This is a genomic window from Desulfoconvexum algidum (assembly GCF_055382125.1).
The window spans coordinates 1,587,721-1,605,710 of the sequence record NZ_AP042394.1; the positions used below are offsets into that span (position 1 = coordinate 1,587,721).

The following is a 17,990-nucleotide window of genomic DNA, read 5'->3' on the forward strand; positions in this document are numbered from 1 at the left end:
ATAACCCGTGTCCGGGGTAATAAAACCCAAAGAAACTTAATTGAAAAATCCTTGCCAATTTCAGCATAGAACATTATTCTGATTTCAACCTCTATAAAATTTTAGGATAATAACTGATTTTATGCCATTTAACCCTCTGACATTAGCTTTTACCCGCCAGTGGGCAAGTCTGGAACCGGAATTTCTGAATCACAATTTTAAGGAATCTCTATTCCGCGCCCGAATAGCCATTTTGGCGGTATTACTTTTTTACGGCATTTTCGGTATTCTGGATTATGTGATGGTGCCGGATAAAAAACTCATATTCTGGGCCATCCGATACCTGGTGGTCATCCCCCTGGCCTTGGGTGTGCTGGGTTTTTCATTCTGGCCACAGTTCAGATCCTGGGCTCAGCCCCTGTTATTTATCATGTGCCTGACCGGCGGCCTGGGTATCGAGGTCATGGTTATCCTGGCAGAGCCGCCCGCTACCTATTCCTATTATGCTGGTATTATCCTTATTTTTATAACCATCCATACCTTTTTGAACATGCGGTTTCTTTGGGCAACGGCCTGTTCCTGGACCATTGTGGTTTTTTACGAAATAACAGCGGTCTGGGTAATGGACACCCCGGCGATCATCCTGATCAACAACAATATTTTTTTCATCTCTGCCGTGCTCATCTGCATGCTGGCCGGAGGGATTGCCCATGACTTCAGCAATATTCTTTCCGCTGTCATCGGGTATACGGAATTGGCCATGGAGGAAAACGATCCTGAAGAACGCCACAGCCAACTGTCCCAGGTCTTTAAAGCGGGACAGAGGGCCAAAAACCTTACCCCCCAGGTCCTGACCTCCAGCCGCCAGACCGAACAGGAGAACGGTCCCATTGAGCTGGGCTCTGTTGTGGAAGAGGCATTAACCTTGCTTAAAGCAACCCTCCCGGCAAGTGTTACCATGCTTAGCCGACTGGAATCAAAGCGCAGGGTCATTGCCGATGCCACCCAGATCCACCGGATTATGGTCAACCTGTTCACAAATGCAGTTCAGTCCATGGCGCATCACCGCGGCACCCTGGATATTGTACTGGAAGATATTGATCTGGATTCAAAATATTGTCTTTAAAAAAGTTAAAACAAGATAATTCGGTTAACCCGACGTTGGCGGCAGATCGCGTGATATACAGAGATGACTTTCCAACAAAGGCATGAATTCGGACTGGCAATTTTGCTGGGTTTTATTGCCAGACGGTTATACGAATCGAACAGGGGGGTAGCAAATGGATTGTCCTGAATGCAAATCTCAAAATCCTGAAGGAATAAAATATTGTGGTGAGTGCGGGACCCGGTTGATAGAACCATGCCCGCAATGTGGCTTTTTAAATCCCCCTACATTCAATTTTTGTGGTCAATGCAAACAAAACCTCACCGCCCGTTTCATACAAAAGGAAGAGAAGCAAATCAAAAGCGAAAGAAAATACGTCACCGTTGTATTTTCTGATCTGGCCGGCTATACCGCCATGACAGAGTCTATGGACCCGGAAGATGTTCGTTCGATCCTGGAAAATATTTTCAAGAAGGTCTCACTCATCATTCAAACCTATGACGGGTTTATTGAGAGATATATCGGAGATTCAGTCATGGCCGTTTTTGGTATACCAAAGACGCATGAAGATGACCCGGCAAGAGCGATCCGGGCTGCCATGGAGATACACGAAGCCGTCAATTCAATGAATTCCTGGGTCCGGGAGAAACTGGGACGATCCATCTGCATGCATACCGGAATAAACACGGGGCTTGCGTTAACCGGGACAGTCAATACGGAAGATGGGACACATGGTCTTACAGGCCTTGATGTCAATATTGCTTCACGATTGGAAGGCATTGCTGAAGATGATGAGATTATCGTAGGGCACGGGACCTATCTGCTTGCCAGGAAAGAATTCAACTTTAATGAACTCAAGCCTGTTACCGCAAAAGGGAAGCAGGGACCCATCCGCATTTTTAAGGTGATATCCAGGAAAAGTGTTTTTAAATCAAGCGCTTCTCACGGTTTTAACCCTGTATTTGTGGGCCGCAAAAAGGAGATGCAGGCTTTGCACAATACCTGGAACCAGCTGATAAACCTGGGGACAGGAAGTATTGTTTCAATAACGGGAGAGCCGGGTATCGGCAAGTCGAAACTATTTACAGAGTACAAAAGCAAGCTTAGCGGTTCAGATTTTTTAATGCTGCACAGCCAGTCCTCTTTATTGAGCCGGGAAACCAGCTACGGAACATTTCTGGAGATACTGAAAAATTATTCAGGGATAAAGGATACCGACGACAGCATCAAAAGTTGGGACAAGCTTGAGGTGAAATTAAATCAACTGGATCCTGGTGAAGTTGTCAACACCCTGCCGTATCTGGCCACGATTTTATCCATACAGGTCAAAGGAAATCTAAACAAGAAGGTTCAGTTCCTGGATGCTGAAACATTGAAAAGCCAGATTTTCAGAGCGTTTTATTTGTTTGTAAAATCTCTTTTAAAACGGCAGCCGTTTGTTTTGGTGTTTGAGGATTTTCACTGGGCAGATGACTCGACAATAGAGTTGTTAATTCATCTTTTGCCCCTAGTACAACAAAATCCGTTTCAGATCATTTTTATCTGTCGAGATACAGATGATAATCCCCTGCCCAGACTTGAGAACAGTATTGATGTATATTTACAGAAGGTTTATACCCGGATCGATCTTAAAGCCCTGCCCAAGGAAGATATTACTGAAATAGCAGTTAGACAATTGGGTCTGACATCGATATCCTCCCAGCTGAGCGGATTGATTCATCGCAAAAGCGAGGGAAATCCATTATATCTTGAAGAGCTTATCCGGATGCTCACAGAGCATGACCTATTGGAGAAAAATCTGGCAACAGGCCAATACACAATCAGGCCGCTATCAGGGAAAATACAGATTCCTGATACGCTCAGGGGCCTTGTTTCATCAAGTGTTGATAACCTTGATAAAAACATTAAAGAGGTTTTGAAAACCGCGTCCGTCATTGGCAGAAGTTTTTTGTATCGATTGTTGAAAAGTATTGAAGGGCAGGGTGATGTTCTTGATGTCCATCTTTTAGTTTTAATCAACCAGAACCTGATAAAGGAAAAAGAGGTTCATCCCGAGCTTGAATACTATTTTTATCACGATTTAATTAAAGATGCGGTTTATGAAACAATTTTGTTAAAAGAAAGAAAGGAACTGCATCTGAAAATTGCAGAAACCATTGAGCTTTTGTTTGAAGACCAGATTGAAAAATTTTACAGTCTTTTATCATATCATTATTCAAAGGCGTCTGAATGGAATAAAGCCAGCAGATACTTCAGGTTGGCAGGTGACCAGGCGAACCGAATTGCGGGGGATTCTGAGGCGCTTGCGCATTATAAAAAGGCAATATCGGCTCATGAGGAATTGTTTGACAGTCAACTGGTCAGTTTTGAAAAAGCGGTTTACACACGAAAACTTGGAGAAATTTATTTTAGGCGCGGTGAAAATGACAAAGCGTTGGAGTCCCTGAAACAGGCGTTTGAGCTTCTCGGCATCTCCTATCCTTTTGGCCTGTGGCAGACACGTATCGGCATAGCCAAGCAGCTTGGACGTCAAATCTTTCACAGGTTTTCTTTTTATCGATCCGGCTTTGATAAAAGAAAAAATGACAGCAACCAGGACCGAGAAACCGGCAGAATTTTTGAATCCATTGCCTGGATCGATTTTTTCATTAATCAGGAACGACTGGCATATGATATCCTTGCGGCACTGAACTTTGTGGAAAAATTAAAAAACCCCAATAAAATTATCATGGCATATTCAGGATTTGCATTTTTGCTTGACACACTGGCTTTTTTTAGATTTGCCGGTTTGTATCATGACTTGTCAGAGAAACTATTGGATGACGCGCGCGATGATAATGCGTTAGCCACTTTTTATGTGTGCAAAGCAATCCATTTTGATTATATTGGCGAGTGGGATCAGGCAATCGAGAACTATACAAAAGCGGCAGATTTATATCAAAATATCGGTCATATCAGAAAATGGGGCAGTTCCCGATCACTGATGATTTTTATTTATAGTGCAAGGGGTGATTTCAGCCGTGTGAATGAGTATTCCCTGGAGATGATAAAGATTGGCGTTGAATCAGGAGATCGGCAACTGAAAGGATGGGGGCTTGGGGCAAAAGCCGTTTTTGATTTAAGGATGGGGCATCTGGATGAAGCCGTTGAAAAATTACTCGAGGCAAAAATGCTGCTGGAATCCATACCTGATTATTATGCCCTGGTTGTAACCCAAATTGATCTTATGCATTGCTATGTCTATAAAAAGCAGTTTAATGATGCCCATGCTTCAATTAAAAGAGCCCAAGATCTGATTTTACAGAAGAATCTCAAAGGGTTTGTTTTAAGTTTATTTAAAAACGCGGTTTGTGATTTTTATCTTAGAGCAAGAGAACAAGGTGCTCAAATAGATGAAGAAATCACATTGAGAAAAGTTAAAAAGCAAATTGTCCAGACGATCGGTTTGGGACGCAAGTATAAATGCGGATTGTCTGGCGCATATCGGGTGACGGGCAATTATTACAGGCTGAAAGGCCGGTTAAATAAAGCACATGGATACTGGGAAAAAGGCCTTGAAATTTCACAGGACCTGGGTGCTCGCTATGAAGAGGGATTGATCTGGTTTGAAATGGGAAGACACCTTGATGACATGAATCATTTGAATAAAGCCAAAAATATTTTCCAGGAAATCAATTCAAAATATGAATTGTCCCTCCTGAATGAACTGGCCGATATTTCAAGACCTGATTCATAACGGGGTCGGGCCATTTTAACCGATTAAAAATAGAAAATTGCAAGGAGGGTTTATGATAAAGAATCAAATCCCGGACATTCACACACATTTTTATTCAACCATGGTTTTGATCCGGAAATTCGAGGAAAAAATTGTGGCACTGAGTCAGGAGACTGGCCGGCTGCCGGGTATGCAGATCTTGGCCAACGGCCAGGAGGCAGTTGCTACAGGCATTGTTTCAGCCCTTGAGCCGGAAGACGTCATTGTCAGCAACCATCGCAGCCATGGGCATCTCATTGCCAGGGGGGCCAATTTAAATTTTCTGATGGCAGAAATCATGGCCAAAGGCACAGGTGTCAATGGCGGCAAGGCCGGCACCCTGCATCTGGCAGATCCGGATGTCAACGTTTTGATGACATCCACGGTGGTCGGTGCAGGACCACCTCTGGCCATTGGCTCTGCCTTTGCTCAACAGTACAAGAATTCCAAGGCCATTACCGTTGTTTTTTTTGGCGATGGCGCGGCAGCCGAGGGGAGCGTTCATGAAGCCATGAATCTGGCAGGCGTCTGGAAACTGCCGATTTTGTTTGTATGTGAAAACAACTGTTGGGCCGGCGCACAGCGGCCTGAAGAGCATTGTGCTACCCCGAATATCTTTCTGCGTGCCAAAGGATACAATATGCCCGGTCATAGTGTGGATGGAAATGATGTAGAGGCGGTTTACAATCTTAGCCGAAAGCTGTCTCAACACTGCCGTTCCGGCAGTGGACCCGCTTTTATGGAAGCATTGACCTATCGCATGCGCGGCCATGGTGAACAGGACCGGCAGCATTATGTGGACCCCAAGGAGCTTGCGATCTGGGCTAAAAAGTGTCCGATCCTTCGGTACGGCAAAAAACTCCTTGATGAGGGCATTCTCAATACCGATCAGATCGAGGCCATTGACCAGGAAGCAACAACGCGTGTGGAAGCCGCCGTGACCTTTGGTGATGCAAGTCCCTATCCCGGTCCTGAAACCGCCCTGACCGATGTATTTGTTCACCCCCTTAATACCTGAAAGGAGTCGTGCCATGAGTCAAAAAACATTTGGGCAGGCTTTAAACGAAGCCCTTACAATTGCCCTGGAAATTGATGAAACTGTATTTATTGCCGGTGAAGGCGTGGGGGTTTCCATCCACCAGGACCCCAACATGGCTACCCACGGCCTTTTAGAAAAATTTGGTTCAAGACGGGTAAAGGACACACCGGTCAGCGAAGCTGCCATTGCCGGGCTCGCTGTGGGCGCCTCCTGCCTGGGCCTGCGGCCGATAGTGGAAATCATGTTTTTTCCGTTTATTACCCTGGCAAGCGACATGCTGGTCAACCATGCCGGAAAGCTGCGCTATATGAGCGGCGGCAAATCCAGCTTTCCCATGACAGTGAGGGTCAAGGCCGGCGTCGGTTTTGGTGCCGGCAGTCAGCATTCTCATAACCTTGAATCCTGGATCGCACACAGCCCCGGTCTGAAAATAGTCTGGCCGTCCACACCACAGGATGCCAAGGGGTTGCTGCTCAGCGCCATATTTGACCCGGATCCGGTCATCCTAGTAGAGGACATGATGCTTTACCGGATGTCCGGTGAAGTCCCTGCCGGCGATATTCGGACACCCCTTGGCAAAGCCCGGATGGTTAGGCCGGGGACCGACTGCACCATCGTGGCCTATGGCGCTGCCCTGTACACGGTCATGAAGGCACTGGCCCCATTAAATGAGCAGGGAATCTCCTGCGAGGTGATTGATCTGCGGTCCCTTGTCCCCCTGGACAAGGCCTGTATTCTCGACTCGGTTCGCAGGACTGGCCGGTTGGTTGTGGTGCACGAAGCCTGTCGCTTCTGTGGATTTGGGGCGGAACTGGCCGCCATGGTGGCCGAAGAAGCCTTTTCTTCGCTTAAAGGTCCGATCAAGCGGGTGGGTGCCCCGCAGAGTCCGGTTCCCACAGCACCCACCCATGAGAAAATCTATAAGCCCGGTCCTGAGAACGTTGTCCTGGCGGTCCGGGAGGCAATGGGAAAATAGATTGTTTGAAAACAAGGAGGAAATTAAATTGATGCAAGAAAAGCAAAAAGCCAAAGGCATTATGATTTTGATTGAATTTAAAGATATGGTGGGGTTACAGAATTCTATCAATGAAATGGAAAAAAGAAATATTAATGGACTTTTAATGGTTACACCTGAATTTGTTAAGGATAATTGTGACAAAATAAAGGCGGTCATTAAAAAGGGGGTGGAAATAGTCGGGACAAATGTTGAAGCTCCTTTTTGGGATATTCCTTATGAGGTTCAAAAGAAAAGAATTAGTGAGATGGTATCCAATATAGAAGCTTGTACGGGTATTCCCGTTAGAATCATCTCTTCGCGCTACATGGCCTCAGATATGACAACACTTAGAGTTGCTGAAGAATTAGGCATTCCTTATATTACTTCTCGCGGCACAACAGACACCAAGGCAAGTGTATATCAACCGGAAGGATATCATACAAAGATTTTATCTGTTTCCAATATTCCCATAGCAACTTTTAAATATGGCAGTCTTTGTGATTATTCTTTTTTTGAAAGAGCGGGAACACCTCAGGATATGAGGGCTGAATTGGATAGAGCACTTGAACCCTTAACAGACAAGGAAAAAATAAGATATGGCATTCACCATAAAATAACACCTGTTTCACATACGTGGATTGGCGGATATTTGAAACCCTGGCATGAAATGTGGAAAAAATTCTGGGATGATACAACGCATAATATTGAATGGGTGTCTTTTGATGAATTTATGGCTGATTCAGATTGGGTGTTGCCGGCCTGGCAAATTCCCATAAATAAAAATGCACCCTATACTCCGGAAAAAATGAGGTTGCTGGTTTCCTATGAAGATGAGGAAAAAGTACAGAATACGTCCGAAATATAAAGGTTAGGGGTCTATTTAATCCAAAAAAGGGGTTCTGAAAGAATGAGAGCAAAATTTACTCAAGGATTGCTGGACGAGGAAATGATAATAAAAAGTCTCAAAATTATAAAAGGTCAAAAAATCCTTGATGTCGGTTGTGGTAATGGATACATGTCAAAACTATTTTCCAAAATAGTTGGAAATTCAGGTAATATTTATGCTTTGGATACAGACAAAATAAGTATAGATATGTTGCGAAGGGAAATTCTAAATCCAAACCTTAAAGCATTAACAGGAGATATTACTAAAAAGACTATCTTTCAAAATGAATTTTTTGATATAGTCTACCTTTCCACAGTGATTCATATTTTTTCAAAAAGTCAGATTAAACGCTTTTGTGAGGAAACAAAACGAATTTTAAAACCAAAATCTCAACTTGCTATCGTCAATTTTAAAAAAGAAGATGTTCCATTCGGCCCTCCTGTTGAGAGTAGATTATCTCCAGATGAGTTGGCTCAAAGACTTTCATTTACTCCTGGTAAATGCATAGAAGCTGGTAAACATTTTTATATGCAGATATTTTTAGTATAAAAATCATTCAGAACGGTTGTAGTTGGCATTTTTTTTTGGGAGATTTGTTAAAAACCGATATTAATAGGGGGAATGAGAATTATGACTAAAGAATCGATCGATCCCAAGGTATATGATTTATACGATGAATACTGCCACACCCAGATGACCCGGCGAGATTTTTTCAGAAAGGCTTCAGGGATAGTTGTCGCAGGCGGTTCTGCACTTGTTATGGCTGAAGCCTTATTACCCCGTTACACAGCGGCTCAAACGATCTCTTTTACGGATGAACGGATTAAACCCAGATATGTTGAATATGACTCTACAGGAGGTTCATCCGGTAAGATGCGTGGCTATTTGGTGAAGCCTGGAGGGAAAGGTCCATTCCCCGTTATTTTGGTTATCCATGAAAATAGAGGGTTGAATCCATATATAGAAGATGTGAGCCGCAGATTTGCAGTGGAGGGTTTTCTATCGCTTGCGCCTGACGGATTAGCGCCAATCGGTGGTTATCCCGGCAACGATGATGATGGTAAGATCATGCAGAAATCCTTGGACAAAGACAAACTTTTTACGGACATGCTAAACAGTGCCAAGTTTCTAAAGCATCATGAAATGTCCAATGGGAAATTGGGCGCAACTGGTTTTTGTTACGGCGGTGGTGTTGTCAATAAGCTCGCCATCATTATGGGTGCAAATCTGAACGCTGGGGTTCCGTTTTATGGTGCAGCACCAGCCCTTGAAAATGTATCAAAAATACAAGCACCTCTCATGCTGAATTATGCTGAAGATGATCCCCGGGTAAATGTTACTCAGCAAGGCTATCGAGAAGCGTTGAAAGCAAATAATAAGGATTTTGTCATGTATACGTATGAAGGCACCCGCCACGGGTTCCATAATAACTCAACGCCACGCTATAATGAAGAACAGGCAAAAATTGCTTGGGAGCGTACTGTTTCATTTTTTAAGGTGCATCTCTCCTAACCTGGGTATTCCAGATTCATATATACTTAACCGCTTTCCCTCCCATGAAAACTCTATAAGCCCGGTCCTGAAAACGTGGTCCTGGCGGTCCGGGAGGCAATGGGAAAATAAAATCCCAATAGAACTAAATGAAAAAATTACTTTTTGCAATATTGATCGGCATCCTATCTTGCAGATATTTAACCATTATTATTTTTTAGGAAAATTCATTATGAGTAATCGCAAGGAAATTCACGACCGAGTGTTAAACGCAAGCAACAAGGACGAACTGAGAGAAGCATACAGTGAGTGGGCAGATGCTTATGACCACGATTTAATCAACGAAATGGGCTACGTCGCTCCGGCAATTACCGTTAACGAATTTCAATCCCACTTACATGACAACCAGGTTGCCATTCTCGATGCCGGATGTGGGACTGGTCTGGTTGGTGCACTTCTTAGCAAAAAGGGATACCAGAATATAGATGGCTTAGACTACTCCCAAAAAATGCTGAAAAAAGCGGAGGAAAAAAAGGTTTACCGGAACCTCACCCAAGCAGATTTAACCTCTTCACTGAATATCCCAGACAATCAGTACGAGGCTGTAATCAGTGTCGGAACATTCACCTGCGCACATGTAGGGCCGGTAGCGTTTAACGAGTTGCTTAGAGTCACAAAACCTGGTGGATACATATGCTTTACTGTACGCGATGCAGCCTGGGAAGAAGATCAATACCATCTTAAGATGAATGTTCTTGAAAAAGAGGGGCGATGGAAGCGTATAAAAGCTGACACTGCAAATTATATTGAACAGGAAGGTTCCCAGTGCAAAGTCTGTGTTTATCAGGTCACTTGATTGCGTATTAATAGTATAGCCGATTATCTGAGGCGCTGGGTAGAGCAACTTTCATCGCGCAATCCCCGAATATGAAGTCTCAACCATCTAATTTGAGCAGGCAACCAAACAGTCGCTCTTCAACTCGGCACTATGCGTCTCTAATGAATAGAAATAAAATCAAAATAAAGAATCAAATATGCCAAAAAATTTACAAGAAAAAATGTTTCAGGAGATGGCGCAAAAAGATATTTTCAGACAGGCGCAAAAATATGCTTTTGAGTATGCTGATAATGTTCCTGGACGCAATGTTTATCCAATGCCTGAGGCAATTGCCAACTTGGATAAATTTGTCGAAGAATTTCCCGAATCTGTCGGAAATGCAGCCCAAATATTAGAGATGTTAAATCAATACGGAACTCCGGCAAGTGTTGTACAAACAGGCGGCAGATATTTCGGTTTTGTCAGCGGCGCAGTCATACCCGCCTGTCTTGCAGTCCGCTGGCTGTCCGATTTTTGGGACCAGAATACAGCAGTCTATGCTATGTCACCCGTTGCAGCAAAGCTTGAGGAAGTCTGTGAATCATGGCTCAAAGAACTGTTCTCTCTGCCTGATAAGGTCGTTGCCGGTTTCGTCAGCGGCTCTTCGTTGGCTATATTCTGCGGCCTGGCCGCAGCAAGATATCGGATTTTCCAAAATAACAATTGGGATTTTAATAAAAAAGGATTTTTCAACGCACCAAAGATCAGAGTTGTTGCCGGGTGTCAGGTTCACGGAACGGTTGTGAAAGCAATCACCCTTCTGGGCTTCGGTACAGATAATGTGGAATGGGTTCAAACAGATGCACAGGGCAGAATTATACCGTCTGAAATTCCTGATCTCGACAAAAATACAATACTGATACTGCAAGCTGGAAATTTATGCTCAGGCTCTTTTGATTCCTTTGATGAAATATGTCAAAAAGCGAATAAGGCAAATGCCTGGGTTCATATTGACGGAGCTTTCGGTCTTTGGGCAGCGGCATCAGGCCGATTAAAGCATCTTACAAGAGGAATGGAAAAAGCGAATTCCTTTTCGGCAGACGGACATAAAACACTCAATACCCCTTATGACAGCGGTATAGTGCTATGCAACGATAAAGAGGCTCTGACACACGCATTGCACTCATCAGGTTCTTATATTACCCATAGTGAAAACAGAGACGGAATGCTCTACACGCCTGAAATGTCCAGACGGGCAAGAGCAATCGAGCTTTGGGCAGCCCTGAAATATCTGGGGAAAGAAGGTGTCGACGAACTGGTATCCGGTCTTCACCGAAGAGCTTTACAGATGGCGCAGGAACTTAAAGATGAAAACTTTCGGATTTTAAATGATGTGGTCTTCAATCAGGTGCTTGTTGCATGTGTCAATGATAAAATTACCGGACAGACCATGCAGTATATTCAGGAGTCGGGTGAGTGCTGGGCCGGTGGAGCCGTCTGGGACGGAAAAACGGTTATCCGGATAAGTATCTGTTCATGGGCGACTACCCAAGATGATATTACCCGTTCTGTCAAAGCTTTTGTTAGAGCAAAAAATAAAGCTGTTCAGGAATCAGGTAATGCATAATAACCTGGCGCTGCACTCGGACACAAAAGGGTGGAGGGAGCGAAACGACCGGATGGCAAAAAATCATATCTTTGATTTTTCAACTAAAACTTGAAGGCATTCGGGAGTTGATGGCAAAGTATCCATCCCTGGGGTTGGCATTTTGAAAATTTCCAATATGAAGTTAGATCAGGCAGAGCAACTTTTTGTAACACTATAGAAGGGTTATGAACCATGGAGGTTCTTTTTTCATTCATTCAAGACATAGTAAACCATGATGGCGTTTTCGTAGTAAGATTATTGGTGGCAATGTTGTTTGGGGGCCTTGTGGGCCTGGAGCGTCAAAAAAGAGGTCGGGCAGCCGGCTTACGGACAAATATCTTGGTTTGTCTTGGCTCCACCGCAATCATTGTCGCTTTTCAAAAACTATCCATAGAGTTTAACCTAGGTGCAGACTCCGCAATTCGAATGGATCCAGCGCGCGCTGCTGCTGGCGTGATCACCGGAATTGGTTTTCTCGGTGCCGGGACAATCGTTAAAAGCAAAAATTACGTGCGGGGCCTGACAACTGCAGCCTCTATTTGGGTCGTTTCAGCGATTGGGGTTACGGTTGGACTTGGTGAGTATGTTATTGCTGTTGTTCTGACCCTGCTGGTCCTTCTAACGCTATACGTGCTTCATCGCCTACCGGTTGAGGGCGACTACTATTTCTCATTGCAGTTAGAATGGTTCGGTGATCTTGGGTTAATTAATGAAGTCACTGATCAGTTTGTTCAGAAGGGAATACAAATTAAAAATCGTAGCATCATTCACGAACCGAAAACTAAAAATTGTAAAGTGACCCTCGTTCTTCGAATGCGCGGGAAAAGACAGGATACTACAATTATAGACCAACTTCAAGGTGATGAGCGTTTCGACAGGGTAAGCTGGAACTAATTTTAGGGCTGGCTATAACGGCAGGCATTTCATAATAAATGTATACTCGCCTTTTTCCACCGTTGGTTCCTTCCTCGGGGTAAAGCGGGTGATGCTTTAAAAATTTTTTAGTCTTGATTGTTGCTATAGTGTTGCTATTAATGATTATCCGGGTGGTATTGGGTTGAATACCAATGGGCAGAAGCCTTTATTCTTGAATTGTATTTAAATAATTTGGGGTAATCTATGTCAAAAAGAGTTGAGTGGTGGCTTCCGATTCTTGTTAAAATATGGCCTTTAAAGAAAGAAATTATTCATAAATAACCAAAGAGATAAGTCATGGAATACATTTGATGAATTGCTTTAAATACGGGGCCTCATATAAATTTGTTAAAATTCAGCTTTTTCTCAGCTGGCCTATCATTAAATATGGAAAAAAGCTGCGCAGCAAGGAGGCCATTGCCCATGTTCGAAACGCTTCAGCCCATGGGCTTGTTGCAAATATAGACACCAGGATAAAAGGTTTCAACTGGATAAAAGTTTAAAAAGTTCTTATTTTTTCTAAATATAAAATGCCCTAAAATATGATGGAAAGGTGCTTTATGTCAATAGCAGGATGGAAACTCAAGAAGCTTAGGTTCTTCCATCCCGGGTAAAGCTGATAATTCCCATGGAGCCCTGGCACTTCGGAAATAAAAGAGGTCTACCTCATAAATCTTCTGGATCAGGAGGGTCATTCTCTCAAGCAATCCAGGCTTGTTTTATCGAACAAAGTTTACTATAAAAGACCAGGATTTAAATAAATAATAGGTATTTTGCTTTTTGTCTTATACACGGAGAATATTATGTCTAAAACAGCAATTTTGATCGATTCTGGATGTGATCCAACAGACCTCCTGCGGGAACAACCTGATTGCTACATTCAACCCATAAAATTCATCCTGGACGGGGAAATCTATTCTGATGGGCAGGATTCAGATATTGAACTCTTTTATTCAAAAATCAAAAATACCAAAAAATTTTATACTGAACCACCCAGTATGTGGGAAATTCTTGAGCGTTTTGAAGAACTTCGGGATCAGGGCTATTCAAGAATCATCGATATTCATATGTCAGAAAGCCTATCTGAAATATACAAATTGAGCCATATCTCCAAAAACTATCTCAACGGCATAGAGATAGAAATCATTGATACCCAAAGTGCCGCCACAGGGGCCTGTCTCATTGTTTTAAAAATCATAGAACTGATAAAGAAAGGGAAACCGTTCAACGAGATAGAAAAATCACTGCCCTTCATCAGGGAATCTTCCTTTAATCAGTTTACGGTTCCTTCAATTAAATACCTTGTTAAAAATGGGAGAATTGGAAAAGCCAAAGGGTTTGCTGCAAATTTATTCAATCTGAAACCTGTGCTTTCCATTGAAGGAGGTGTGATTGTTCCTGTCGCGAAAGTCAAAGGGCTGGAAAATGCCTGTAAAACAATTATTGATAATGCCATATCCTTTTTAAGTACCCGCCCCCATAATGTCACTTTGTCTTTTGGGTATGGATTACAGGAAAACATTGTTGAACTTGAAAAATTAAAAACCAATTTCATGGAAAAATTTGAAACCCTTGGTATCAAAGACCATAAAGTTTTATCAAATATGCGGCTCAGACCCACTTTGACCTGTCACAGCGGGCCTGATATATTGACAGTTGCCGTATACGGAGAAAAACCCCCCATGGATTAAGACCCCCATAAAAATTGATATTTTTTTGGAGGGGGGGGGCATTTTAAACGCCGTCAGGGTGGGGTCACCCCAAATTCGTTATAATCAGAATTATTAAAACATTTATTGACAAATTCATCCGGCTTTGGCTAGAGTTATTCCCGTTTTGAGCATGATGTTATTAACAGGCTCATAAAAAGTGGAAATGCTGTTTTTCACACGATTATAATTAGGATGAACATCTGTTCTGAATATAACGATAAGGCGTGAAAAATTATTCAATTTGACTTTTATGGACTCCCAATATCTCATTCTTTTGACATAATTTTATTACCACCTTATTTATTGAAAAAGGAGAATACGTTCTAATGGAATCTTTTGATGATATACTCAAAGAAATGGATTTTAATTTTTTTGGCACCGGTGAATACGGCATGAGTCTGGAGGAGGCCCAGCGCGTTCTGTCCAACGATCATTTTATCTTTTTGGATATTCGTACCGATGAAGAGGTCAGCCAGGTATGCTTTCCCTTTGCCAAACATATCCCTTTGAATGAACTTCCAGACCGGCTGAATGAAGTCCCCAAAGATAAATTTATCGTTACCTTTTGCGCTTCTGTATTCCGGGCAGCCATGGCCTACGCCTATCTGCTCACCAAAGGCTATGATGAAGTCAAAGGCCTTACAGCCACAACTGATCAGTTGGCTGGTATCCTAAAACCAGGTCCGCTCTATCTGACAATGAAATAATAGCACCCCCTCCGGTGAGCCCGGGGGGGGTATCGTTCAGTCCTTCCTTGGCTTCCCATCACAATAAAGCCGGACCCGCAACTGCAGGTGACGCAGGCCCTCGGCCCTTCGCTGGTTCTTTTTTATATTTTTACTATTTATTCTGGTAACGGCCTGCACCAACACGGGCCAGATCTGGGGCAATGCCATTTATAATGCCCGAAAGCTATATCACCAACAGCTTTCGGGTAGATATTTATCCGACAAAGAAAAAAATGTTCATCAGGGAGGCAGATGCCCACATCATCACGGCATAGTGCCAGTTGCTTTGAATAATACCGCTGGCTGAAACTTGATATCGGCTCACCAGGGCCAGTCCTACTCCTGACAGCGGGCTGCTTCCCGTTGAAATCGCCCAACTGCTGAGGAAAAGAAAGCCCAGCTGGGACGGGTCCATATTGAGGGGTAACAGCAGCGGACTGATGATCGATATGCTGATAATCGGATGGACGCCCATAATTCCGGCAAGAATGACCAGCCCCAGGATGATGGAAAATAACACCGGTGTAAAGGCTGAATTGCCCAGGCTGAAAAATTCCGGATACACAAGGATAACCGATTTAATGCCGGCAGAGAAAATACCTGCAGCAAGAAAAAGAACAAACTGGCTGCCGACAGCCTTGAGCCTGTTATTAATAAAAGAGTGCAATGCTTCCAACCTTGGCCGGTATTTCATAAAAACAAGTGCACCGGCAGGTGAGATAATACAGATGATATTCAAGATATTCATTTCAGGCTTGAAATAATGCACGCAGATAACCAGAGCTGAAAGGTGAACCGGCATGGTCAATGTGTTTACCTTAAAGGGGTATCCTGAAAATTCATCCTTACTGAAATAGCAGACTTCGACAATTGAATAGCCAATGGCCAGAAGACTCATAAGTGCCCCGGGCAGCAATGTCTGATGCCATGACATTCCAGGGGCATAGGTCAGAGCGACACCTGTGGCCACAAAAAAGGGAGACCACCAGGCAGCGGAGCAGAAAGAGCGGGCAAGAATAATTTGCTGACTCCTGTTCAAGGTGCCGTTTTTTTGAATCCGGTCACCAAAAACAAACAGCACTGACATATTGATGACCGATGCCAGCAGATGGGTTCCAACCGCCGTTTTAATGACAGCCCCTTTTCCTGTCGGGAGGGAATCTTTTTCAACCTGTGAACTTGTCAGGGAAAGAAAGGAAACCGCTACAAACATGGCCAAAAGGGGCAGATTAAGGGTAAGAATCATCTTCCATCCAAGGAAGACGCCGTGGAAGGACGAGAAAGCCTGGGTGATGATGCCCAGGACAACGAGTACCAGTGCCTGGGTGCGGATTCCCCGGCCAAGGGCCGGCCACATTAAAACCGGCACAAGCCAGGCCAGCAAAGCCGGTAGCACCCAGGTAACTGGCATAACGATATTCAAAAGGTATACGGCAAGCGTGCCAACGATAATCCATCCAATATATTTTTCCATTTTCAGCAATACCTTTGGTCTGATAATTCTGCCAGCTCGATTTTTCAAAAAAAACTTTGATATTAATAAATAAAGAGGATATTTTCAACGTTTATTTAAAATAATATTTGCTATTTATTGGTGGTGAAAAACTGACATACCCCCATTGCAGCGGTTTCAATAGTTTTTGTTAAACTATTATCTGTAATGAAAGCCACCGCCAACGCAATACCCTATGCCCGGTATTTCAATCCTCATTTTGTATTTAAATATAAACATGCTGACGGGAGGTTTATCATCCTTGCTAATTTTAAATAACATCTTATTCTTATTGGATCAGGCATAATTTCTGGTACCATTTTCAAGCCAGATAAAACCCTTCACATATAAAAAAGGGAGATTCAATAATATGACGACAACAATCCAAGTAAACGACACCCTCATTAAAGAATTGGAAGAAACTGCCAGGGCCATGGTTGCCCCGGGCAAAGGCATCCTGGCTGCAGATGAAAGCAATCCAACAATAAAGAAACGATTTGATACGATTAATGTTGAATCCACAGAAGAGAACCGGCGATTCTACCGGGAAATGCTATTCACCACCCCTGGAATAGAAGACCATATCAGCGGGGTAATCTTGTTTGATGAAACCCTGAGGCAATCTGCTGAAAACGGCACGCCTTTTTCAAAAATTTTATCTGACAAAGGTATTATCCCAGGCATAAAAGTGGACAAGGGACTGACCACGATTCCCAATACCATGGATGAAACTGTGACACAAGGCCTGGACGGCCTGTCAGAACGTCTTGACGAATACAGGGCGCTTGGTGCCAGATTTGCCAAGTGGCGGGCAGTCATCCAGATTGGAACTCATCAGCCGTCCCAATTGAGTCTTGCGCTGAATGCACATTCCCTGGCAAGGTATGCAGCCATTTGTCAAAGCAAAGGGATTGTTCCTATCATCGAACCTGAAATTCTCATTAACGGCAGCCACACCCTTGAGCGTTGTGAACGTGCTGCCCAAGTTACACTTGACAGGGTCTTTGAAGAACTGATCCTTCAGCGGGTCGTTCTGGAAGGCATGATCTTGAAACCCAGCATGGTGACACCCGGGGATAAATGTCCGGAACAAGTGGATCCAAAGATTGTGGCCCAATCCACCATCAAGATATTCAAACGCAGCGTTCCTGCCGCAGTACCGGGAATTGCATTCCTGTCCGGCGGGCAGAGTTCAAAGCTTGCCACCCTTCATTTAAATGCCATGAACAAAGATAAACACCTTCCCTGGGAATTAAGTTTTTCATACGGCAGGGCGCTGCAGGAAGACTGCCTTGCTGCATGGAAAGGGGAACGAGCAAATAAAGGTATGGCACAAAAGGTTCTTTTCCATCGGGCCAAATGCAATGGTGCTGCCCGCTTTGGAGAATATTCTTCTGAAATAGAAAACCAATAACCTTAGGAATGGT

Annotated in this window: 15 protein-coding genes; 14 read left to right on the plus strand and 1 reads right to left on the minus strand. The window is 43.6% G+C overall.

Going from position 1 to position 17,990, the window contains the following annotated elements:
• The first annotated feature begins 121 nt into the window (after positions 1-121).
• The 13 genes from ACZ45G_RS07265 to ACZ45G_RS07325 all read left to right on the plus strand — a co-directional run bounded on the left by ACZ45G_RS07265 (position 122) and on the right by ACZ45G_RS07325 (position 15,050).
• The gene (locus tag ACZ45G_RS07265) at positions 122-1,105 is read left to right on the plus strand and encodes a histidine kinase dimerization/phospho-acceptor domain-containing protein (RefSeq protein ID WP_464176496.1); all 984 of its coding nucleotides are present in this window, start codon (positions 122-124) and stop codon (positions 1,103-1,105) included.
• Between the two features lie 154 nt (positions 1,106-1,259).
• Complete coding sequence (locus ACZ45G_RS07270) at positions 1,260-4,820, plus strand: adenylate/guanylate cyclase domain-containing protein (protein ID WP_464176498.1); 3,561 nt, start codon at positions 1,260-1,262, stop codon at positions 4,818-4,820.
• A 52-nt stretch (positions 4,821-4,872) separates the two neighbouring features.
• Positions 4,873-5,856, plus strand: a complete 984-nt coding sequence (locus ACZ45G_RS07275) for a thiamine pyrophosphate-dependent dehydrogenase E1 component subunit alpha (protein ID WP_464176500.1) — start codon at positions 4,873-4,875, stop codon at positions 5,854-5,856.
• A 13-nt stretch (positions 5,857-5,869) separates the two neighbouring features.
• Positions 5,870-6,853, plus strand: coding sequence for an alpha-ketoacid dehydrogenase subunit beta (locus ACZ45G_RS07280; protein ID WP_464176502.1), 984 nt, complete (start codon positions 5,870-5,872; stop codon positions 6,851-6,853).
• 1 nt (position 6,854) lies between these two features.
• Complete coding sequence (locus ACZ45G_RS07285) at positions 6,855-7,739, plus strand: hypothetical protein (RefSeq protein WP_464176504.1); 885 nt, start codon at positions 6,855-6,857, stop codon at positions 7,737-7,739.
• Positions 7,740-7,781: 42 nt separating this feature from the next.
• Positions 7,782-8,309, plus strand: coding sequence for a class I SAM-dependent methyltransferase (locus ACZ45G_RS07290; protein WP_464176506.1), 528 nt, complete (start codon positions 7,782-7,784; stop codon positions 8,307-8,309).
• Between the two features lie 81 nt (positions 8,310-8,390).
• On the plus strand, positions 8,391-9,272 hold the full coding sequence (locus ACZ45G_RS07295) for a dienelactone hydrolase family protein (protein WP_464176508.1): 882 nt from the start codon (positions 8,391-8,393) through the stop codon (positions 9,270-9,272).
• Between the two features lie 211 nt (positions 9,273-9,483).
• A complete protein-coding gene (locus ACZ45G_RS07300; protein WP_464176510.1) occupies positions 9,484-10,107 on the plus strand; it encodes a class I SAM-dependent DNA methyltransferase in 624 nt (207 codons plus the stop codon).
• A 178-nt stretch (positions 10,108-10,285) separates the two neighbouring features.
• Positions 10,286-11,695 carry a pyridoxal phosphate-dependent decarboxylase family protein gene (locus tag ACZ45G_RS07305; protein WP_464176512.1) on the plus strand — a complete coding sequence of 470 codons (1,410 nt, stop codon included), beginning with the start codon at positions 10,286-10,288 and terminating at the stop codon, positions 11,693-11,695.
• Positions 11,696-11,908: 213 nt separating this feature from the next.
• The gene (locus ACZ45G_RS07310; protein WP_464176514.1) at positions 11,909-12,610 is read left to right on the plus strand and encodes an MgtC/SapB family protein; all 702 of its coding nucleotides are present in this window, start codon (positions 11,909-11,911) and stop codon (positions 12,608-12,610) included.
• A 332-nt stretch (positions 12,611-12,942) separates the two neighbouring features.
• A complete protein-coding gene (locus ACZ45G_RS07315) occupies positions 12,943-13,134 on the plus strand; it encodes a hypothetical protein (protein WP_464176516.1) in 192 nt (63 codons plus the stop codon).
• Between the two features lie 300 nt (positions 13,135-13,434).
• A complete protein-coding gene (locus ACZ45G_RS07320; protein WP_464176518.1) occupies positions 13,435-14,322 on the plus strand; it encodes a DegV family protein in 888 nt (295 codons plus the stop codon).
• Positions 14,323-14,669: 347 nt separating this feature from the next.
• Positions 14,670-15,050: a rhodanese-like domain-containing protein gene (locus tag ACZ45G_RS07325; protein WP_464176520.1), complete on the plus strand. Its 381-nt coding sequence runs from the start codon at positions 14,670-14,672 to the stop codon at positions 15,048-15,050.
• Between the two features lie 235 nt (positions 15,051-15,285).
• On the opposite strand, the gene ACZ45G_RS07330 is transcribed toward ACZ45G_RS07325, so the two are convergent.
• Positions 15,286-16,545, minus strand: a complete 1,260-nt coding sequence (locus tag ACZ45G_RS07330; protein ID WP_464176522.1) for a hypothetical protein — start codon at positions 16,543-16,545, stop codon at positions 15,286-15,288.
• Between the two features lie 388 nt (positions 16,546-16,933).
• On the opposite strand from ACZ45G_RS07330, the gene ACZ45G_RS07335 reads away from it, so the two are divergent.
• On the plus strand, positions 16,934-17,977 hold the full coding sequence (locus ACZ45G_RS07335; RefSeq protein ID WP_464176524.1) for a class I fructose-bisphosphate aldolase: 1,044 nt from the start codon (positions 16,934-16,936) through the stop codon (positions 17,975-17,977).
• Positions 17,978-17,990: the final 13 nt, after the last annotated feature.